Below are 20,065 nucleotides of genomic sequence, written 5' to 3'. Positions count from 1 at the left end.
TCGTCCGCTCTCACGGGCAGCCGCCGTCGGCTACGGTTCCGACGACGACTGATGCCGGGCGTCGTGGTATCCGGTCTCCATTAGCACCGACGGACACCCATCCGTCTGCGAATTTCGCGGTGATCTGGGACAACGATCCGTCCCTGCCCACGATCGCCGAGCGCGACGCTCGACCGATGGAATGATATATATGATCCAAGTGCAAACGTGATATGCAATGTCATGTGGCTTTGGTGCGTGGAATCCGAACGCCAACGGCCCCGGCGGACCGAACGAGTTGGGGGAAAGGTGAGCGAAGATGGCAAATAACGTCGCAAATACGCGCGAGTCGTCCAGTCGATCCGCGAACGATCCGATCCTCACGGTTCGGGACGCAAACGTCCGATTCGAGATGGACAAGGGCGTCTCGAAGGTCCTGAACGACGTCACGATCGATATCGAACGCGGTGAAACCCTCGGCGTCGTCGGCGAGAGCGGAAGCGGCAAATCGATGTTTGCCGACGCCATGCTCGATGCCGTCGTCGATCCCGGCATCCTGACCGGTGAGATAACGTACTACCCCGAGGGGGGCGATCCGATCGACGTCCTCAACCTCGAACCGTGGGAACTCCGCGAAGTTCGCTGGGAGCACATCTCGATGGTGTTCCAGGGCGCGATGAGCGCGTTCAACCCGACGATGACGATCGGCGAACACTTCGAGGAGACCCTCGACGCCCACAACTGGGACAAAGGCGAAGGGCTCGAACGCGCCCAACAGCTGTTCTCCGATCTCCACCTCGATCCCGAGCGAATGCTCTCGTCGTTTCCCCACGAACTGAGCGGCGGACAGAAACAGCGCGCGCTGATCGCGTTGAGTCTGATCTTGGAGCCGGAGGTGCTCGTGATGGACGAACCGACCGCGGCGCTCGACCTGTTGATGCAGCGGTCGATCCTCAACCTGTTGTACGATATCAGGGACAAGTACGACCTCACGCTCGTGTTCATCAGCCACGACCTGCCGATCGTCTCCGGCTTCGCCGACCGCCTCGCGGTCCTCTACGCCTTTGAGTTCGTCGAAGTCGGGGGAGCGAACGAGATCCTTGGCAACGCATCGCATCCGTACACGCGAGCGCTGTTGAAGTCGACCCCGAACCTCGAGATCTCACTCGAGGAGATGCGCCCGATCGAGGGCGAGAGCCCGGATCCGGTCAGCCACCCGCGAGGGTGTTCGTACCACCCTCGCTGTCCGCTCGGCGACGATCGATGTACGGTGGACGACCCCGAGTTCACCGAGGTCAGTGCCAGCCACGAGGTCCGCTGTCACTACTGGGAACGGGCGGACGAGGCCGTCCCGCTCGCCTTCGGAGGTGAGGACCCATGACGAGCCGCGACGATCCGGTGATCTCGATTCGCGACCTCGAGGTGCACTTCGAGGACACCTCGATGATGAGTTCGATGGCGCCGTCGTGGCTCGGCGATCGACTCGGATTGACCGAGGATCCGGCCGTCCGAGCCGTCGACGACGTCGACCTCGACCTCGGCGAGAACGACGTGCTCGCGCTGGTCGGTGAGAGCGGCTGTGGGAAGACCACCCTCGGTAAGACGATGGTCGGTCTCACCCGCCCGACGGGCGGCTCGGTGAAGTATCGGGGACACGACATCTGGGAGGTTCGCGAGGGAGAAGACGACGACATCACGTTCGAGGAGATCCGCAGATCCCTCCAGATCATCCACCAGGACCCCGGCTCCGCGCTCAACCCCTACCGGACGGTCCTCGAGAATCTCGCGGTGCCGCTGAAACGGTGGCACCCCCACCTCGATTACGCCCAGCGGCGCGCGCGCATCCTTAAGATGCTGAAACGCACGGGAATTAGCCCACCCGAGGATTACTCCCAGCGGTACGTCCACCAGCTCTCCGGGGGCGAACAACAGCGGGTCGCGCTCATCCGCGCGTTACTCGTCGAACCCGAGGTAATCCTCGCCGACGAGGCGGTCAGCGCCCTCGACGTCTCGCTTCGGATCGGTGTGATGGATCTCTTCCTCGAGATGCAAGAGCTGTTCGACACGTCGTTCGTGTTCATCAGCCACGACCTGGCGAACGCCCGCTATCTCGCCGGAAAATCCGGCGGGAAGATCGCCGTCATGTACCTCGGTGAAATCGTCGAGATCGGCACGGCCGACGAGATCATCAACGACCCCCAACACCCATACACCAAGGTGTTACAGTGGGCGACGCCGAAGCTCGATCCCGAGCAGGCCGCCCAGGCGATGCGCGAATCGCCGCCGGTGCGAAAGATCGACATTCCCGACGCCACCAACCCGCCGTCCGGCTGTCGGTTCCACACCCGCTGTCCGGAGGCACGGGAGGCCTGCCGGAAGCAATCGCCCGACCTCTACGAGAGTGGCGACGAGGAGTACCACCGGACGAAGTGCTTCCGCGAGGTCGACGACCACGAGTACTGGCAGAGCCAAGAGATTACCGACGACACCTCCGAAGACACCGTACCGGACGATTCGCCGGCTACGGACGAGGCGTCCTCTTGAGTCGATCGTCGATTATAGCAACAGATAGAGCGCTCCGTGCGGAACCGCAAAAACGATCAAGACCGCGACGGTCACGAGCGGGGAGCGTTTCCAGAGCAACGAGAAATCCGCCATCGAACGCCCCGTACGGATGGTGAGGCCGGCGTCGTAGACGAGATACGCTCCGGTCAGAATAATCGATACGGAAACGAGCGATTCGGCGACGCCGTCCATTCCGATCCCCGAGAGTATCACCGCGAGCCCGACGACGCCGACGGTCTGACCGATCGTTCCTCCACCCGTATACGCGTTGAGGTGATCGAAATCAGGATCGTACCGTCGGTACAGTTCACCGTATCGGTCCTGCCACGGATCGACCCATCCCTGTCCACCCTGGAGCGCGACGTGCTGTGGAAACGACGTCAAAACGACCGCGACGTACATTCCGAATATGAATATGAATCCGAGAATATCCGACGGGGAATCTATCATGTTCGAAGTAGTCGTCGGCTAGAATATAATACTTCCCGACGATTTTTGCTTGGGAAAGAGTGTTTGATCCGAGTCAAGCAGGCGGTCGTCCACTCCGGCCGTCAGAACGGCTGCCAGCCGGAGACCATCGCGAGGAGCGTCCCGGCCAGCGTGACGAGGAGGACGATCAGGCTGACCTGACCGATCACGTACGACGGCGTCCCTGGCTCGAGGTGGAGAAACGACCAGCCGAGCAACAACAGGAGGACGACCGACATGGTGAACAGCCAGATCCAGATCTGGTGACTGAAACTGGACGGCCGGGACGACGGTCGGTTCGACATCGGTACGCGTGGGTAGCGCTCCGGTACAGATAAACGTACGGGCGTGACGACGATGGGGACGGTCAGCGTTTGGGAGGAGACCGCATGATTGATATGCCGAGCGGCCCACCGATAGATCATGATCGATACGTACATGGACCGATTCGAGCACCCGTACCTGTTCACGCTCGTTCCCGTCGCAGGTCTCTTGCTCGTCCTCGGGGTGATCGTCGACGTAACCGGGATCGCCGGACCGCGCTACACCAACTTCATCGCGGGCTTTCTGGCGCTGTACGCGGTCGTCGCGCTGATCATCTGCGCTCTCGGATACGTCGCGTTGTACTCGATTTCGTTTACGACCGAAGCGCTTCGCCAGTGGCGGATCGACCGCTCGGAACTGGAGTAATACGGTCGGCTTCCCCATCTGCGGCCAAATCGGTGGCACGTCGCGAACCGGCCAGAAAGCGTCCGGCGGACGGTCAATGACGCCGAATAGAGCGACCGATCACTCCGTCGGAACCCGCCCGCGTTCGTCGGGGACTCCCGACTTCTCGTAGAAGTACGTACAGAGCGTATCGCGCCACCGCTTGGCCTGGAGTGCGTGTTCGTCGAAGCGCGCTGTGACGTGGCGGTGGCGTCGTTCGTCGACGCTCCCCTCGAGGTCGAGCCAGCGCTCGCGAAGATCGTCGACGGTCGCGGCGCCCGCATGGAGGTTGTCGTAGAGGCGCTGGATCACCGTCGTCCCGTCGGTGAGTTCGTACTCCCAGGGGAGGTGATGGAAGAACAGGAGTAACTCCTCGGGACAGCTCTCCGGGTCGTCGTACAGCTCTGTGAGCGGATCGCGATACTGGGCGGCGTAACCGCTACCGCTCGAGGTTCGGTCGACGCCGATGCCCTCGGCGGTCGCGCCGTGGTACTCCGGCCACTCCCAGGGGGCGGGATCGTAGTGATTCTCGAGGGCCTCCTCGCCGTTGTACATCATGTGCATCAGGCCGAGGCCGCCGGTGTGGTAGTCGATGCACGCGTGCCAGGAGTCGAGTAGGATGTCGGTGACGGTCTCGACGACCTGCTCGTCGCCCCCGAACGTCTGTCTCGCCCACTCTCGGGTAATCTCCTCGGAACTCAGGTCGGGGTCCCAACAGAGTCGGCCGAAGCCGTAGAGGTTCGACTGCAGGAGGTGGTTGCCGGTCCAGCTTTCGTCCTCGCCGACGACGCCAACGCCGGCGATTCCCTGGCCCTCGACGTCGGCGAGGACGTCCTTGACAGTCCTCTCCTCGCCGTCGCCGTGAGTGTCGAACTCGAGGATCTCCTTCCACATCGGAACGTGGGAGGCGGTGTGGACGCCCTGGCCGGTGTACTCGCCGGTGAGCTGGAGTTCACAGCCGAGGCTGGTCTCCGGCATCGCACCGAACAGCGTCGAGATTGGCTCTCGCGGCTGGAAATCGATGGGGCCGTTTTTGATCTGGACGGTGACGTTGTCGTGGAATTCGCCGTCGATGTGGGAAAAGGCCTCGTAGGCCTGGACTGCGCGGTCGTCGTGTTCGGAGTAGACGAACGCGCGCCACCAGACGCGGCCGTCGTGGCCCTCGAACGCCTCGCCGAGGACGTTCGCGCCCTCGGCGTGTGAGCGATCGTAGTCGTAGGGGCCCGGCTGGCCCTCGGAGTCGGCCTTGACGAGGAAGCCGCCGAAGTCCGGGACGATCTCGTAGATCTCGTCGACCTTGTCTTTCCACCACTGTCTGACTCCGGGATCTAAGGGGTCGGCTGTCTCGAGTCCCCCGAGTCGAATCGGTGCGGCGTAGTTGACCGAGAGATAGATCCGAATGCCGTACCGGCGAAAGACCGACGCCAGCGCCTCGAGTTTTTCGAGATTCTCACGTGCGAGTAGTTGCCAGCCGGCGCGGTCGGCGACGGCGTCGTTTTCGGTCGGCCGCGATGGGATCCCCGTGTTGACGTTGTTCGGGACGACGCCGTCGATTCCGACGGAGGCGAGCAGACGCGCGTAGTCGAAATAGCGCTCGCGGACGTCGGGCAGGCGCTCCCAGTCGAAGATGGACTGGCCGGCGTAGCCGCGTTCGACGGAGCGCCGGAACGGGTTGTCCCAGTGATTGACGATCCGGTTTTCGTTTGCGGGTTCCTCGCGCACGTCGAGGTCGTCGATCGGCTCGCCCGTCGCGACCAGCCGAAGGAGGTGGAAGGTCCCGTAGACGAGGCCGCGATCGCTCGAGGCCGTGAGCACGGTACACTCCTGTCCTTCCCACTCCACAGTTCGAATGAGAAAGCCGCCGTCGGCGAGATTCCACGCCTCGTCGACGTCGATCGTCTCACTGATCGGGCGCATCTCCTCGGGGTGTCCGATCGCCAGAAACGAATCGACCGATCGCGGGGGGTGTTGCCAGAGGTGGGGTTCGCGTCCCAGTAGCCCCTCGAGTCCCCGGCGAAGCTCGGCCCGAACGGCGCCGAGTTCGGGTGCACCCTCGGAGACGTAGGCGTGGGTCAGTCGTCGACGGTACCCCGGACGTAACGCGTCGTCGACCCGGTCGTACCGGAGCCAACAGTCGTCGTATGTCGTCTCGAACATTCGTACGTGGACGTGTGCGAGCGAGGCTATAAGCGTTCCCGGTTGTCGAATGGTGGTGTTTAGATACCACTCCGAGAAATCAATACTGGCGGCGACCACCACGAATGCCCCTCGCGCGCCTTCCCCGAGCGAGCCAGGGGCTTTCGTGGTGGTCTCGGTCGTTGCAGCGATCCGACAGCGAAAACTATAGTAGCCACTGAACGTCAATGCACACCCGATCGCCAGACGAATCGGCGATCGGTGTGTACATCGTTTCAGTTGTTACTATAAACACGGCCCGTCGAATCGCCGAAAAACGTTAAGCCGATTCGCTCGAGACGTGTTCGCATGTCGGAGGATGATCCCGGGAGCGATGACCGCCCGGAGCGTTCGAGACGTGTTCGTCGACGACCGCTGTTGTACTCGATCGGTGCCATGGGTGCCGTCGCCGGGTGTGCCGGCCTCGAGGGCGACGGCGGGGAAGACGACAGTACCGGCGACGAGACCGACGCGGGCCACGGCGACGACGTGGGTGCGGACGCCGCAGACGGTGCGGAGTGGGAACCCGCGGCCGACGAACGGATTCGGGAACACCGGACCGCGGAACTCGAGGTGCGGGTGGTCGACGCCGACGGCGAGCCAGTCGACGGTGTCGAGGTCGACGTCGAGATGCGCGAACACGAGTTCGGCTTCGGAACTGCGGTGAACGCGACGACGCTCATCACGGAGACTGACGAGGGCGACGAGTACCGCGAGTACATCCCCGAGTTGTTCAACAAGGCCGTCCTCGAGAACGGCCACAAGTGGCGCTTTTTCGAGGACGAGCAGGAACTCGCCGACGAGGCGACCGAGTGGCTACTCGAGCGCGGATTGAGAATGCGCGGCCACGCCTGTCTGTGGGCGAACGTCGACGGCTGGGCCGTTCCGCCGGACGTCGTCGAAGCGATGGGGATCGAGTGGACCGAAGGTGGCGCGACCGATCCCGACGAGGATCCGGAGTACGCTCGCGAGCGGTCGTTCGATCACCTCGAGACGATCATCGACCACTACGGCGACGAGATGGCGGAGTGGGACGTGGTCAACGAGGCGATCCACGAACCCGAACTCGCCACGACGATCGACGGGACCGACGTCGATCCCGTCGAGGCGCCGGTGCTAGCGGAGTGGTACCACGAGGCCGCAGACGTCGGCGACGACCTGGGGGTCGGCGTCGACGTCAACGATTACAACGTTCTCGCGGGCCCACACTCCTCTACGAGACGCCGGTACCGCGACCAGATCGAGTTCCTGCTCGAGGAGGGCGTCGAGATCGACGGCATCGGGATGCAGTGTCACTTCAGCGGGAGCGAGACGCTCGAGCCGGACGAGATCATGGCGGGGCTGGATTCCTACGCCGACTACGGCGCCGACCTCCGCATCACGGAGTACGACACCGACGGAGCGACCTGGGACGACGAGGAGAAAGGCGAGTATCTCTATACGTTCTTGAAGACCGTCTTCAGTCACCCGGCGACGACGGACTTTCTGATGTGGGGCTTTTGGGACGGCAGACACTGGCACGACGAGGCGCCGCTGTTCGACGACGACTGGGAGCCAAAACCCGCCTACGACGCCTACACTGACCTCGTCTTCGAGCAGTGGTGGACCGACGAACGAGGCGAAACCGACGATGGCGTCTACGAGACCAGCGGGTTCAAAGGCGAGTACGAGATCACCGCGACGCACGCGGACGAAACCGTGACGACTGACGCGACGCTCTCCGACGGCGGCGACACCGTCGAACTCGAACTCGAGGCGGACGAAAACGAATAGCGCGGCCGCCCCACAGCACTCGCGTTACTGATCTTGCAACGTGTCTTTGACGGCGTGATACGCCGGCTTCGGCTCGTACCGGTCGTCGAACAGGAGCGGATCGCCGGTGTATCGCTCGCCGAAGTCCTTGAAGCCCCGGAGCCAGCTGTTTCCGTCGCCGACGCCCCACGTGACGATCGTCTCACAGCCCGCCTCGAGGCAGGCGTCGACGACGTCCCGGTAGTACTCCGCCTGGACCTCGAGGGGATTCGACGGCGCCTCGCCGCGGTGGTAGGCGACGTCCATCTCGGTGATCTCGACCTCGAGACCCAAATCCTGAAATCGTCGGACGTTCTCGGCGATCGAATCGGGGTCGGGCCAATCGCCCAGCGCGTGTAACTGGAGGCCGACGCCGTCTATCGGGACGTCGCGTGCGAGCAGTCGCTCGAGGAGGTCGTAGATGGCGTCCGACTTCTCGTTTACCTCGTCGGCACCGTAATCGTTGTAGTAGAGATCGACGTCCGGGTCGATCTCCCGGGCCCACCGGAACGCGTCCGCGAGGTACTCCTCGCCGAGGGCGTCGGACCACACCGTTCTGCGCATCGAGCCGTCGTCGGCGACGGCCTCGTTGACGACGTCCCAGGCGTCGATCCGGCCGTGATAGCGCCCGACGACGGTGTGGATGTGATCGCGCAGGAACGCCCGGAGTTGCTCGGGCGTATACTCCCACGCCTGGAACCAATCCGGTTTCTGGTTGTGCCAGACCAGCGTGTGTCCGCGGATCGTCGCGTCGTGGTTCTCGCCGAACTCGACGACGGCGTCGGCGTCCCGGAAGTCGTACGTGTGTCGTGACGGCCGGAGCGGCCCCATCTTCAGCGCGTTTTCGGGTGTGAGGAGGTTGAACTCGCTCGAGGCGGTCTTCCAGTAGCTTGGATTGCGACGGAGCGTGTCGGGGTCGATCGCCGCGCCGAGGGAGACCCCTCGTTCGTCGGCGACGTCTCGTAGCGTTTGCTCGTTCGACATCGTCCAAACAGAGGCGTCCCAGCACATAAATCCCGGTGGCCGAGACGTCGAACGACCGACCCGCGGCGGCGCGGAAACCGAGAACGTGGCGAGCCCTTCGACCGGGGGGACCGCGACGCAAGGATTGTATGGCTCCTCACCAAACGTGGGCTCATGACCTCGACGGAACGACAACGCAAATTCGCCCGACGGGCGATGTGGGTGTCCGTCCTGCTCGGTATCCTCGGATGCTGGTTTTTCCTCGTCCGAGGGGAACCGATCATGGGGCTCGTCCTCGGTGTGCTGTTGGGTGGTGGCGGCTACTGGGAGTACAAACGCCGAATCCGGGATCTCGACGTCGCGGAGGGAGCGGCCCCCGCGAGAGATCCGTTCGAGGAGCGAGAGCGACGACGCTGATCCGCAGGCGGGCGAACACCCGGATCGTTCGGGAAGCCAACTATATCCGTCTGGACCCCGTAGCCCTCGTCCGATGACAGAACCGATCCGGTACGGGGCCGACGTGGACGACGGGACCCTCGTTCTCGTCGGCGAGCAAGAGCGACTCGAGGTCGGCCCGATGGAGACGGTGGTCGAACTGTTCGGCGGTGAGACGTACACGATCGAGTACGACTCCCGACAGAGTGCGGTCTCCTGGCTCGACACCGACGAGGACGATACGATCACGTTCGACGTCCGCGAGTCGCTTCTGGAGTGGGCCTACACCGAGGAGTTCGTCGCCAACGTCAGGGACAGCCCGCTCGGGGCGACCGACGAGGACGGCTACCCCGTCAGAACGTCCGTGTTCGTCGACCTGGTGACGGCGATCTGGGACTCGAAAGGGAACCTCGAGTCCTGATCGGACGGAGTACCCCGGGAACCGAACGCCGCGTACGACCGACCACATTACTTAACTCGGCCGACTCGGTATCTACGGCCGATGGCTTCGGACAGTAACGAGGGGGGATCGGCGAGTCGATTCGAGGAGTTACCGATGCGGATCGGCCTCGGACAGTTCATGGACCCAACCGAGAAACGTCTGCGATACGTCAAACAGCTCGGCGTCGAGGATATCCTGCTGAACATGTACCAGTACGATCCCGACTACGAGCACATGCCGGACGACGAGCGGATGCCTCTGGAGGGCGACGGCGAGTGGTCGGTCGAGAACCTGATCGCGTTACGCGAACGCATCGAGGACGCCGGAATCCGGCTCAACGCGATCGAGAACGTCCCTATCTCCTTTTACGAGGACGTCATGCTCGGCGGACCGAACCGAGACGAGCAACTCGAGAAGCTCAAACGGACGATCCGACACATCGGCGAGGCGGGGATCCCAATCTTCGGCTACCACTGGGCGCCCGCTGGCGTCTGGCGGACCGGATCGACGGCTGTGCGCGGCGGCGCCTCCGTCTCGGCGTTCGACGCCGACGAACTCGACGCGAGTCTCACGCACGATCGCGAGTACACCGAGGCGGAGCTCTGGGAGAACTACGAACACTTCCTGCGCGAAGTGATCCCGGTCGCCGAGGAGGTTGGCGTCGACCTCTGTCTCCACCCAAGCGATCCGCCGATGGAACGACTGGGCGGCGTTCCACAGCTGTTTCGAAACTTCGAGAACTTCAAGCGGGCCATGGACCTCGTGCCGAGTGAGAATCACAAACTCGACCTCTGTCTTGGCTGTTGGTCACAGATGGGTGAGAACCTGCCCGAAGTGATCCGGTACTTCGGCGAGCGCGACGAGATTGGTTACGTCCACTTCCGTGACGTCGAGGGAACGGTGCCGGCGTTTCACGAGACGTTCGTCGACGAGGGTAACTACGACGAGTACGAACTGCTCTGTGCCCTCGACGAAGTCGGCTTCGACGGCATGATGATTCCCGATCACACGCCCCACCTCGAGGACGACACCGACTGGGAACACCGCGGTCGGGCGTACACGGTCGGCTACCTTCGCGGGATGCTCCGGGCACGTCGCGCCGAGACCCGCGGGGAGTGACGGCTGGTCACGGATCGGTATCGGAGACACCCGTTTCGGCGGCGGCTGATCGTTCGTGTTCGCGTGGTAAGAGTCGTGGATCGGCTTCGCCGGGGCCGATCGGTGCTATTCTCCCTGGAAGTGCGGAAGAATCGTCTCCTCGTAGTGAGACACCGTCTCGTCGAAGTCGCCGACGGGGATGAGAATCAGGGTGTCGACGCCGGCGTCGACGAACGCCTCGATTCGGTCGATCGCCCGCTCGGGGTCGCCTGAGACGGACACCTCGTCGACGGCCTCGTCGGGAATCCGTTCGGCCGCCGAGAGTAGCTTTCGTTCCTGGTCCTCGTCGAATGCCATCTGCCACATGATCGGCGTCTCCTCGGCGATCTCCTCGTAGCCCATCTCGGCGAGCAACGGCGGGCGAAGTGCCAGGCTCGTCCGATTGCGCTCGATCGCGAGTTCGCGGGCTTCGTCTGCGTCGTCGGTGACGGTCGTCGGGACCATCACCGCGCGGTCGAGCGAATCGGGGTCCCGACCCCGATCCTCGGCGACGGAGAGGACCCGCTCGAGGTCCGCCTCGTATTGCTCCGGCGAGTAGATCCACGGGATCCAGCCGTCGGCGAACGCGCCGGCGAATCCGCGCATGCTCCGACCGTAGCCGCCGACCCACAGCGGCGGACGAGGCTGTTGTGCGGGTTTCAGGCCCATGTGGGCGTCCTCGAGACCGAAGTGATCACCGTCGAACGAGAAGGGATCGTCAGCCTCGGAGTTCCAGAGGCCGTCGACGATCTTGACGGCCTCGACGAACCGGGTGAACGGATCGTCCCAGTCGACGTCCGCGATGGGAACGAAGTTGAACGCTTCGCCCGCGCCGATGCCCAGCCCCGCGCGACCGTCGCTCATCCGGTCGAGCGTGGCGATGGCGTGGGCCAGTTCCGTCGGGTGGCGCCGGACCGAGTCGGTGACGCCGGGCATCAACGTCGCCTCCTCGGTTCGCTGTGCGATCGCACCCAAGACGGTAAACGCCTCCCAGGGCGGATCGACGAGAAACTCCTCGGATCCCGTCGGATGAAACAGGTGGTCGGGGACGGTGAGCAGGTCGAAACCGGCGGACTCCGCCTGGACGGCCTGGTCGATCGTCCGCTCGACGTCGCCGTAGGTGACGACCTGACACCCGAACGTAAGGTCGGTCGAATCTGATACGGTCATCGGTTCGTACATGGGAAAACGAAACTAAATAGTTGATCGTTTCCGCACTCGAGACCGGTATCCCGGGTTATCGGCCCGCGGCGTGATACGGTTTGCTGTACCGATGTATCGGCCCAACCGCTCCGGGTCGCGTTGTGCCGACGATGGCTTCCAGCAGACCGTATGCGCATCCGTACTTTTATGTTCGACTCGAGTGAGACCCCAGTATGGCATTTCTCGACGAGGCGTATCTACTCGAGACCGACGCCGCACGGACGCTGTACGACGGGATCGCGGACCGACCGATCGTCGATCCGCACACGCACGCGGACGTCGCCGAAATCGTCGACAACGAGGGATGGGACGACATCTGGGAGGCCGAGGCGTCGACGGACCACTACGTCTGGGCGCTGATGCGCAATCGCGGGATCGACGAGGAGTTGATCACCGGCGACGCGTCGAACCGGGAGAAGTGGAACGCGCTCGCGGCGGTGTTCCCGACGTTCGCCGGCAACCCGACTTACGAGTGGGTCCACCTCGATCTGAAACGGCGGTTCGGAATCGAGACGCCGATATCGGCGGAGACTGCCGACGAGATCTGGAACGAGACGAAAGCCCAACTCGAGGAGCCGGCGATGCGACCGCAGCCGCTCCTCCGCGAGATGGGCGTCGAGGTCGTCGCCAGTACCGACGATCCGACGTCGGCACTCGAGTACCACGAGCGCGCCGTCGACGAGGTCTCCGGCGTCGACGTCGTCCCAACGTGGCGGGCCGACCGTGCGCTGACGGTCGATCGCGCGGCGTTCGGCGATTTCGTCGCCGACCTCGAGGATGCGACGGGGATCGAAGCCGACGAGTTCGCCGGCTTTCTCGAGGCGCTGTCGGCGAGCCACGACTACTTCGCGAAACGGGGCTGTCGAGCGACCGATCTCAGCGTCCGCCAACCGGTTTCCCGTCCCGTCGACGAACAGCGAGCGCGTGCGGTCTACGAGACGGCGCTCGCGGAAGAGCCAGTAACCGACCGCGACGTCGCGGACTTTCAGGCGTTTCTCCTCGAGTACGTCGGCGAGTTGAACGCCGAGAAGGGGTGGGTCACTCAGCTTCACCTCGGCCCGGTCCGAAACTACCGCGACGCGGTGTACGACCGGGTAGGTCCGGCCGGGGGCGGAGACGTGTCGGCGGGGGACGTCGAACTGACGGACTCCCTCGAGTACCTGCTCAACCGACTGGACGGCGAAACGCCGATCGTCCTCTACGCGCTCGACCCGACGCAGTATCCGGCGATCGCGACGATGGCGCGGGTGTTTCCCAACGTCTCCATCGGCCCCGCCTGGTGGTTCAACGACAGCCCGTTCGGGATGGAACACCAACTCGAGTACGCTGGGACCGTCGAACTCCTCTACGAACACGCCGGGATGGTCAGCGACTCGCGAAAACTGCTCTCCTATGGCTCGCGCTTCGAGATGTTCCGACGCTCGCTCGCGAACGTCGTCGGCCGGCAAGTCGAGCGCGGTCAGATGCCGATGGACGTGGCCCGTGATCTCGTCGAGCGACTCGCCTACGAGCGACCGAACAAACTGTACGGATTCTAAACTCCTGCGACGACGTCCTTTCGACGGTGACGTGCCGCCGAAAGTGCGTTCGCTCTTGAAACGAGTCACGCACTGATCGCAGTGCCGTCCGGGTCGAGTGTACAGTGACGTTCGAGAGCGTCACTCTCTGCTCGAGTCCAGATTAGACGTTTTCGAACGTCCAGAGCTGGTTGTCGCCGCCGTGCCACTCGTACTGCTGGACGTTGGCACCGTCGTCGGTTGAGGAGCTTTCGACCTCGAGGGCCTTCTCGGTGTGAACCGGCTGGATGTGGTACTGGCCGCCACCCTGGTCATGCAGGTAGAAGCGCTGGTTGTCGCCACCGTGGTCCGAGTACTGCTGGACGTTGGCGCCGTCCGACTCGCCGCCGACGTCGAGGACGTTACCGCTGTTGACGTTCTCGATACGGTACGCACCGCCGCCCGTGTCCTCGACGTTCCACTGCTGGTTGGTGCCGCCCCAGTACTCGTACTGCTGGATGTTCGCGCCGTCGTCTGTCGACTCGCCGGAGACATCGAGGCCCTTGCCGCTGTTGACGTTCTGGATACCGTAGGTGCCATCGGCGAGGTCGCCGGAGGAGCCGCCGTTGCCGTCACCGGGCTCGCCACCAGGGTCACCGCCACCGCCGCTGGTTTCACTGAACGAGACGGAAGCACTGTTCGAACCCTGATAGCCCCAGGCTTCGACGGCCATGATCTGGTAATCGTGATTACCCAACTGGAGGCCGTGGTTCTCCCAGGCATCGAAGTGATTGCCGATGTTGATGGTGCCGCTGGTCCGGGAGTTCTGCCGAATGCTCCAGTACTGGGTAAACGTCGCCGTCCCTTCGATAGAGGGCTCTTCGATGCGTTCGGATGTGGCGATGTCGTACGTGCCGCCGTCACTCTGATGGGTTCCGTGTTCCTCGTCACCCGGCCGATAGGAACCGTAGTTTTCGATGATGTAGTACTCCACGAGTGGGTCCGTGGTCCATCCGTAGACGCAGAGATAGGAATTTTCCGACGGGTTGTGCGTCGCATCGTACTCGATTGTCCGGCTCGCGCCGGGATCCCAGCCCATCCCGACGACGAAGTTGCCGGTGTTTTGCCAGTCGACACTGTAACTGCCCCCGTCCTCGAGCGTCATCGAGACCGTGTCGTCGGTGTCGGTCCAGAACGACACGAACGAGCCGTCGTAGGTGGTCTGTTGATTCTCGGTGAGCGTTTCCTGGGCGGCGACCGAAGTTGCTGCCGTGCCGATACCGAGGCCGGTCACTGCGGTTGCCGCTGCTGTTTTCATGTAGCTGCGTCGATCGATCACGTTCGCTGTCGATTCGTCCGCGTTGTGTGTCTCGTTGTCTGTCATCGTTTGTTGGTAGATGCGCCGTTCAGTCGTCCGATTCACCGCTTTGGTGTGTGGCTCACTCATGAGAGAGTTGGTCACACACAAACAAAATATCCAACGACAATGATTAATAAGTTTTTCTGATGGTTATTTATTATAATTATGACACAAGAATGGTGAGATGATTCCCTGAGCAAGGGTCGTCCCGTTCTCGAGACGACGTACTGGACTGCTCTCGTGAGTGACTCCCCGAGAGCGGAGAAAAGAGAAACTGCGTGTGTTATTCCGCGTCGACGGCCGACTCCGTGTAGTACGTGCGGGCCGTCTTTGGCACCGTCTTCGTATCCGTGACCTCGAGTTCCTCGGCCGCGACGACGTCAGTCGCCGATCGGCCGATCTGGATCTCGTAGGGTCCCTCCTCGACGGTGAGGTTCATCTCGAGGTCGTGGAAGGCGAGCTGGGTCGCCGACAGTTCGAAGCTGACGCGTTTGGACTCGCCGGGCTCGAGCGAGACTCGTTCGAAGCCCCGAAGCTCTTTGACGGGGCGGGCCTGACTCGGGTTCGTCGCGCGGGTGTAGAACTGGACGACCTCGTCGCCGGTGCGGTCGCCGACGTTCGAGACGGTGACGCTCGCGGTGACGGTTCCAAGCGGCGTGACGCTCTCCGCGGAGAGGTCCAGGTCGTCGTACTCGAACTCGGTGTAGGAGAGCCCGTGGCCGAACGGATAGACGGGGTCGCTGTCGGTGTAGACGTAGGTCTTGTTTGCGGTGTTTTCCTTGCGGTTGTAGTAGACCGGGAGTTGTCCGACCGATTTCGGGAGGGAGACGGGGAGTTTCCCGCCGGGGTTGTACTCGCCGAAGAGCACGTCCGCGATGGCGGGGCCGCCCTCGTCGCCCGGGAGCCACGCGGCGAGGATCGCGGGAGCTTCCTCGGCGATATCGGGGATCGCGTGGGGTTTGCCGCTGACCAGGACGACGACGACCGGGGTGTCGGTCTCAAGTAGGCGGTCGACGAGGTCTGTCTGGGCGCCGGGCAGTCCGAGGTCGGTGACGTCACAGCCCTCGCCGCTGGTCGGGACGCTCGGTTTCTCTTCTTTGTCGGCGTCGACGTCGGAGAAGTCGACGGCCGAACGGGCGCCGACGAACGCCAGCGCGACGTCGGCCGACGCGGCCGCGTCGGCCGCCGCATCCAGCCCGTCGGTCGAGGGCCCGGAAATCGAACACCCACGTTCGTAGTTCACCTCGAGTCCCTCGCGGGATTCGAGCGCCGCAAGCGGGGTGATCGCGTCCGACTCGTACTCCTCTTCGGGGTAGTGGGCGGCGTAGGCGTAGTCGCCCATCAACTCCTTGCGATCGTCGGCTTTCGGGCCGACGACGGCGACCGAATCGGCCTCGAGCGGCAGGAGTTCCTCGTCGTTTTTCAGCAGGGTCATCGACTCGCGGGCGGCGTCTCGGGCGACCGACCGTGCGCCTTCGGTGTGGAACGCGTCGGCCGCGGCGTCTTCGTCGACGGACCACTCGTCGAAGACGCCCTTTTGGAACTTCTCGCGGAGGACGCGCCGGACGGACTCGTCGAGGGTCGCCTCGGCGAGTTCGCCGGATTCGACGGCCTCGACCAGGTGTTCGCCGTAGTATTCGGTGTACGGCAACTCGACGTCGATACCGGCCTCGAGCGCCTGGACGGCCGCCTCGGGTTTGGTGTTCGCGGTGTTGTGTTCGGTCACCAGATGGCGAACGCTGTAGTAGTCGGAGACGACCGTGCCGTCGAAGCCGAACTCGCCGCGGAGAACGTCCGTGAGAAGCCACTCGGAGCTCGCACACGGAACGCCGTCTACGTCGTGATAGGCGTTCATCACCGACTCGGCGTTCGCCTCGCTGATCGTCGCTTCGTAGGGAAACAGGTGCACTTCGCGAAGCTCTCGTAGCCCGACGTTGAGCGACGAACGGTTCTTCCCGCCGTCGGTCGCCCCGTGGCCGACGAAGTGTTTCAGCGTCGCGGTGATGCCGTCGTCCCGACCGTCTCCCTGGAGCCCCGATACGTAGGCACAGGCCATCTCCGCGACCATGTAGGGATCCTCGCCGAAGGTCTCCTCGACGCGGCCCCACCGGAGGTCACGCGCCACGTCGAGCACCGGCGAGAGCGCGTGGACCGTCCCGATCCCCTCGAGTTCGCTTCTGATCGTTCCGGTGACGGCCTCCAGCAGGTCGGGATTCCACGTACTTGCCATCCCGAGCATCTGTGGAAACGTCGTCGCTTCCGGCCCCATGTAACCACTGAGACACTCCTCGTGTGGGATCGCGGGGACCCCCAGGCGCGTTTCCTCGCGCAGGTACGACTGCAGTTCGGCCGTGACTCGTGCGGCCTCGGACGGCGAGAGCCCGCCTTCGCCGCCCAGTCTGGTGAAGTGGCCGATTCCCTCGTCGAGCCACTCCGCGACGGCGTCGTCATCGATCTCGCCATCCTCGAGCAGTCGATCCGCGTTGACCGAGCCGAGCTGTGCGGCCTTCTCTTCGAGGGTCATCCGCGCTATGAGGTCTTCGACTCGAGCCGAGACGGGCTCCGATTCGTCCAGATAGTCGGGGGAAGCCAGTTCTGACGTCACGACCGGATCGAGGTATCCGACCGTCTTAGTATTTCTGACAGTGAGCGGGATCGATCGTGACAACCGACGGGTTCGTTCCGGGAGAAATATTCGACAATTAAAACGGGAATAATGAAAGACAGAATCGAATTCACTATCACAGAATGTGATTTAGCGGTGCCAATCGGTGCCCGTGCTCTCGAGACTCGTCGGGTATCAGGGCTTCCCTCCGGTGTATTACAGACATACGCGTGTAATTGTGGGTATAAGCCGTCTGGCGAAAACGCAGTTCTTCGCGGATCCGGTCCTCTCCGCCAGATAAGAACAAAGTTCCATTTGTAGAGAAACCCATTCACTATCGGTAAAATATTCCCGTGTGTTGGTCACATGGGCCATGGGGCGCTTCCTCCGAACCTGTCGACTCGACGCTCGATGGTTCAGTTCGGCTACGGGTCGGAACAGTAATTTTATTAGGGCAGGGACGCAGTTCATCAGTATTAATCGATGACCAATTGGCTTATCAAGCGAGTCGGCCAGAGCGTATTGACCGTACTCGTGGTCTTCCATCTGACGTTCGCACTGGTCCGGCTCATGCCCGGAAACCCGTTCGAGGCGATGTACGCCCAGGTGCTGGCGGATAACCCGAACAATCCGGATGCCGCTCGGCGCATCGTCGAACTCCAGATCAACATCAATCCGGAGGCCCCGATGCACGTCCAGTACATGGAGTACATGTCGGCGTTACTACAGGGTGACCTGGGATACTCGTTGTCACAGAACAACACGGTCAATCAGATCCTCGCCGAAGCGATCCCGTGGACGATCTTTTATATGTCCATCGCGATGGCGATCACCTTCGTGACGAGTATCTGTATCGGCGCGATCATGGCCTACTACGAGGGCTCGAAGTTCGACACGGCCATGACCGCCGTTGCGGTCGTCGAAAGCTCGACGCCGTACTACGTCGCCGCGCTGTTGCTCCTGTTCGTCTTCTCCTATCAGCTCGGCTGGTTCCCGACTAGTTCGCGATATCCGGGTACCGCGGAGATCGGACTCAATCCCGAGTTCGTCCTGGGGGCGTTACACCACGCCGCGTTGCCGATCATCTCGCTGATCGTCACGGGTGCGGCCGCGTCGCTCGCGATGCGCGGAAACTCGATAAGCGTCCTCGGGGCCGATCACATACGGGTCGCTCGCCTCCGGGGACTGCCGCCGACGCGGATTGCGCTCCGGTACGTCATGCGAAACGCGTTGCTCCCGCTTTACACCGGGCTCTTGCTCACCGTCGGCTTCATGTTCGGTGGGACGATCATCCTAGAGGAGATCTTCCAGTACCGCGGGATGGGGTGGTACATGTACGAAGGCGTCGAGGCTCGAGACTATCCGCTCATGGTCGGCGGATTTACGGTCATCTGTATCACCGTCGTCATCTCAATGTTCATCGCGGACCTCACGTACAGCCGCGTCGATCCGCGTGCGAAGACGGGCGGCGACGGGATGGAGGTGTACGGTAGTTCGACCGGCGTTCCGCTGAGGACACAGCTCAAACGCACCGTCAAGCGATTCACGAACGGAAACGAGAAACGCGCTGACGGTGGGTCGACGACTCACGCCTTCTTCGGAGAGGAGGTTGCAAGCAACGTTAGTCGAAAAGACGTGTTGTATCGCAAGTTCGACCGTTCCATCTACGCGCCGGCGAAGATCGTGTTGAACGACTGGCGCGGTGCCGCGGGGATCATGATCATCCTCACGTTCATCGCCCTCGGGACGATCGGTCCGCAGTTCGTCCACAGTTCGACGGCGACGTTCGAGAGCTGGGAATCCCCCGGAACCCTTGCACACCCGCTGGGAACGACGGACACCGGGATCGACGTTCTCTCGCTGATGGTCGTCGGAACGACGCCCGTTCTGATCATGATCACAGCGGGTGCGCTGGCCACGGTCATCCTCGGTGTCACCGTCGGAGCGGTCGCCGGTTTCCGCGGTGGCACTACCGACCGATTCCTGATGACGATCTGTGACACCGTCGTCTCCATTCCGGGACTTCCACTCGTCATCGTCATCGCCGCAATCGTCGAACCCCGCCACCCTGCGGTGGTCGGCCTCGTGCTCTCGGTGGCCGCCTGGGGCGGTCTCGGCCGGTCGATCCGATCGGAAGTGTTGAAAGTTCGGAGCCAGGAGTACGTCGAAGCCGCCCGGGCGATGGGCGTCGGAACAGTCTCGACGATCCTGAAGGATATCCTCCCGAACATCTGGCCGTACGTTCTCATCAACCTCGCGAACCACGCCAGAAACATCATCTTCGCTTCGGTCGCCCTCTACTACCTGGGCTTCCTGCCGGTCAGCAGTCGGAACTGGGGGGTCGTCCTCAGAAACGCGGAGCAAGCGAACGCGTTGTTCACGCTGGGTCAGGTCCACTACATCATGGCGCCGACGCTGTTCATCATCATGCTCTCGATGGGGCTCATCCTCTTAGCCCAGTCGCTCGACCGGATCAGTAATCCACGGATCCGTGCACGCCACGCGAAATCCGTCGACAACGACGAACCGGTCTAGCGGAGATCTCACCTTCGGTTCCTCTCATACGGTTTGCTGTAACGATTTACCGGTGCGACCGCGACCCGTCCTGCGGTCACACCGGAAATGACTTACAGGAGACCGTATCGCTCTCTGTCTGTCTCGAGATGTAGTAACAACTGAAACGATGTACACACCGACCGCCGATCCGTCTGGCGATCGGGTGTGCAATGACGTTCAGT

Annotated in this window: 16 protein-coding genes; 9 read left to right on the top strand and 7 right to left on the bottom strand. The window is 62.9% G+C overall.

The features are described 5' to 3' along the window. The first annotated feature begins 298 nt into the window (after positions 1–298). Together AB7C87_RS04890 and AB7C87_RS04885 are read left to right on the top strand one after the other, a co-directional pair. A complete protein-coding gene (locus AB7C87_RS04890) occupies positions 299–1,360 on the top strand; it encodes an ABC transporter ATP-binding protein (RefSeq protein WP_369728275.1) in 1,062 nt (353 codons plus the stop codon). Next, positions 1,357–2,523 carry an ABC transporter ATP-binding protein gene (locus tag AB7C87_RS04885; protein WP_369728274.1) on the top strand — a complete coding sequence of 389 codons (1,167 nt, stop codon included), beginning with the start codon at positions 1,357–1,359 and terminating at the stop codon, positions 2,521–2,523. Before AB7C87_RS04890 ends, AB7C87_RS04885 begins: the two co-directional genes overlap by 4 nt. 12 nt (positions 2,524–2,535) lie before the next feature. Here the strand turns inward: AB7C87_RS04885 and AB7C87_RS04880 are convergent, their stop codons facing one another. Together AB7C87_RS04880 and AB7C87_RS04875 are read right to left on the bottom strand one after the other, a co-directional pair. Then, a complete protein-coding gene (locus AB7C87_RS04880) occupies positions 2,536–2,994 on the bottom strand; it encodes a hypothetical protein (protein WP_369728273.1) in 459 nt (152 codons plus the stop codon). Positions 2,995–3,095: 101 nt separating this feature from the next. Continuing rightward, positions 3,096–3,317 carry a hypothetical protein gene (locus AB7C87_RS04875; RefSeq protein ID WP_369728272.1) on the bottom strand — a complete coding sequence of 74 codons (222 nt, stop codon included), beginning with the start codon at positions 3,315–3,317 and terminating at the stop codon, positions 3,096–3,098. 118 nt (positions 3,318–3,435) lie between these two features. Between AB7C87_RS04875 and AB7C87_RS04870 the strand changes: the two genes are divergently transcribed. After that, the gene (locus tag AB7C87_RS04870; RefSeq protein ID WP_369728271.1) at positions 3,436–3,702 is read left to right on the top strand and encodes a hypothetical protein; all 267 of its coding nucleotides are present in this window, start codon (positions 3,436–3,438) and stop codon (positions 3,700–3,702) included. A gap of 99 nt (positions 3,703–3,801) precedes the next feature. Here AB7C87_RS04870 and AB7C87_RS04865 read toward each other — a convergent pair whose 3' ends face one another. Further along, complete coding sequence (locus AB7C87_RS04865) at positions 3,802–5,877, bottom strand: alpha-glucuronidase family glycosyl hydrolase (RefSeq protein ID WP_369728270.1); 2,076 nt, start codon at positions 5,875–5,877, stop codon at positions 3,802–3,804. 327 nt (positions 5,878–6,204) lie between these two features. Here AB7C87_RS04865 and AB7C87_RS04860 point away from each other — a divergent pair, with 327 nt between their 5' ends. Continuing rightward, the gene (locus AB7C87_RS04860; RefSeq protein WP_369728269.1) at positions 6,205–7,668 is read left to right on the top strand and encodes an endo-1,4-beta-xylanase; all 1,464 of its coding nucleotides are present in this window, start codon (positions 6,205–6,207) and stop codon (positions 7,666–7,668) included. 24 nt (positions 7,669–7,692) lie between these two features. Here the strand turns inward: AB7C87_RS04860 and AB7C87_RS04855 are convergent, their stop codons facing one another. Beyond that, positions 7,693–8,670 (bottom strand): endo-1,4-beta-xylanase, encoded by a 978-nt coding sequence (locus AB7C87_RS04855; protein WP_369728268.1) that lies wholly within the window; start codon positions 8,668–8,670, stop codon positions 7,693–7,695. A 153-nt stretch (positions 8,671–8,823) separates the two neighbouring features. Here AB7C87_RS04855 and AB7C87_RS04850 point away from each other — a divergent pair, with 153 nt between their 5' ends. The 3 genes from AB7C87_RS04850 to AB7C87_RS04840 all read left to right on the top strand — a co-directional run bounded on the left by AB7C87_RS04850 (position 8,824) and on the right by AB7C87_RS04840 (position 10,645). Beyond that, positions 8,824–9,066 (top strand): hypothetical protein, encoded by a 243-nt coding sequence (locus AB7C87_RS04850; protein WP_369728267.1) that lies wholly within the window; start codon positions 8,824–8,826, stop codon positions 9,064–9,066. 73 nt (positions 9,067–9,139) lie between these two features. Then, positions 9,140–9,505, top strand: coding sequence for a hypothetical protein (locus tag AB7C87_RS04845; protein ID WP_369728266.1), 366 nt, complete (start codon positions 9,140–9,142; stop codon positions 9,503–9,505). Positions 9,506–9,586: 81 nt separating this feature from the next. Next, positions 9,587–10,645 carry a mannonate dehydratase gene (locus AB7C87_RS04840; RefSeq protein ID WP_369728265.1) on the top strand — a complete coding sequence of 353 codons (1,059 nt, stop codon included), beginning with the start codon at positions 9,587–9,589 and terminating at the stop codon, positions 10,643–10,645. 105 nt (positions 10,646–10,750) lie between these two features. Here the strand turns inward: AB7C87_RS04840 and AB7C87_RS04835 are convergent, their stop codons facing one another. Beyond that, entirely contained in the window at positions 10,751–11,833 is a 1,083-nt protein-coding gene (locus AB7C87_RS04835; RefSeq protein ID WP_369728264.1) for an LLM class flavin-dependent oxidoreductase, read from the bottom strand. A gap of 206 nt (positions 11,834–12,039) precedes the next feature. Between AB7C87_RS04835 and uxaC the strand changes: the two genes are divergently transcribed. Continuing rightward, positions 12,040–13,404, top strand: a complete 1,365-nt coding sequence (uxaC, locus tag AB7C87_RS04830) for a glucuronate isomerase (protein WP_369728263.1) — start codon at positions 12,040–12,042, stop codon at positions 13,402–13,404. A 142-nt stretch (positions 13,405–13,546) separates the two neighbouring features. On the opposite strand, the gene AB7C87_RS04825 is transcribed toward uxaC, so the two are convergent. Together AB7C87_RS04825 and AB7C87_RS04820 are read right to left on the bottom strand one after the other, a co-directional pair. Beyond that, complete coding sequence (locus AB7C87_RS04825; protein WP_369728262.1) at positions 13,547–14,809, bottom strand: glycoside hydrolase family 11 protein; 1,263 nt, start codon at positions 14,807–14,809, stop codon at positions 13,547–13,549. 196 nt (positions 14,810–15,005) lie between these two features. After that, positions 15,006–17,246 (bottom strand): glycoside hydrolase family 3 N-terminal domain-containing protein, encoded by a 2,241-nt coding sequence (locus AB7C87_RS04820; protein WP_369728384.1) that lies wholly within the window; start codon positions 17,244–17,246, stop codon positions 15,006–15,008. A gap of 564 nt (positions 17,247–17,810) precedes the next feature. Between AB7C87_RS04820 and AB7C87_RS04815 the strand changes: the two genes are divergently transcribed. Further along, positions 17,811–19,862 (top strand): ABC transporter permease subunit, encoded by a 2,052-nt coding sequence (locus AB7C87_RS04815; RefSeq protein ID WP_369728261.1) that lies wholly within the window; start codon positions 17,811–17,813, stop codon positions 19,860–19,862. The last annotated feature ends 203 nt before the right edge of the window (positions 19,863–20,065 follow it).

The organism is Natrarchaeobius versutus, from assembly GCF_041205745.1.
GTDB lineage: Archaea > Halobacteriota > Halobacteria > Halobacteriales > Natrialbaceae > Natrarchaeobius > Natrarchaeobius versutus.
Note: the sequence above shows the minus strand (reverse complement) of the source record. Positions and strands in the feature narration are given on the sequence as shown.

Excerpts from the sequence above, each read along its gene's own strand:
- AB7C87_RS04870 (WP_369728271.1), top strand. The coding sequence starts at position 3,436 with ATGATCGATACGTACATGGACCGATTCGAGCACCCGTACCTGTTCACG.
- uxaC (WP_369728263.1), top strand. The coding sequence starts at position 12,040 with ATGGCATTTCTCGACGAGGCGTATCTACTCGAGACCGACGCCGCACGG.
- AB7C87_RS04820 (WP_369728384.1), bottom strand. The coding sequence starts at position 17,246 with ATGACCCTCGAAGAGAAGGCCGCACAGCTCGGCTCGGTCAACGCGGAT.
- AB7C87_RS04855 (WP_369728268.1), bottom strand. The coding sequence starts at position 8,670 with ATGTCGAACGAGCAAACGCTACGAGACGTCGCCGACGAACGAGGGGTC.
- AB7C87_RS04880 (WP_369728273.1), bottom strand. The coding sequence starts at position 2,994 with ATGATAGATTCCCCGTCGGATATTCTCGGATTCATATTCATATTCGGA.
- AB7C87_RS04865 (WP_369728270.1), bottom strand. The coding sequence starts at position 5,877 with ATGTTCGAGACGACATACGACGACTGTTGGCTCCGGTACGACCGGGTC.
- AB7C87_RS04825 (WP_369728262.1), bottom strand. The coding sequence starts at position 14,809 with ATGAGTGAGCCACACACCAAAGCGGTGAATCGGACGACTGAACGGCGC.
- AB7C87_RS04875 (WP_369728272.1), bottom strand. The coding sequence starts at position 3,317 with ATGTCGAACCGACCGTCGTCCCGGCCGTCCAGTTTCAGTCACCAGATC.
- AB7C87_RS04890 (WP_369728275.1), top strand. The coding sequence starts at position 299 with ATGGCAAATAACGTCGCAAATACGCGCGAGTCGTCCAGTCGATCCGCG.
- AB7C87_RS04885 (WP_369728274.1), top strand. The coding sequence starts at position 1,357 with ATGACGAGCCGCGACGATCCGGTGATCTCGATTCGCGACCTCGAGGTG.
- AB7C87_RS04845 (WP_369728266.1), top strand. The coding sequence starts at position 9,140 with ATGACAGAACCGATCCGGTACGGGGCCGACGTGGACGACGGGACCCTC.
- AB7C87_RS04815 (WP_369728261.1), top strand. The coding sequence starts at position 17,811 with ATGACCAATTGGCTTATCAAGCGAGTCGGCCAGAGCGTATTGACCGTA.
- AB7C87_RS04850 (WP_369728267.1), top strand. The coding sequence starts at position 8,824 with ATGACCTCGACGGAACGACAACGCAAATTCGCCCGACGGGCGATGTGG.
- AB7C87_RS04840 (WP_369728265.1), top strand. The coding sequence starts at position 9,587 with ATGGCTTCGGACAGTAACGAGGGGGGATCGGCGAGTCGATTCGAGGAG.
- AB7C87_RS04835 (WP_369728264.1), bottom strand. The coding sequence starts at position 11,833 with ATGACCGTATCAGATTCGACCGACCTTACGTTCGGGTGTCAGGTCGTC.
- AB7C87_RS04860 (WP_369728269.1), top strand. The coding sequence starts at position 6,205 with ATGTCGGAGGATGATCCCGGGAGCGATGACCGCCCGGAGCGTTCGAGA.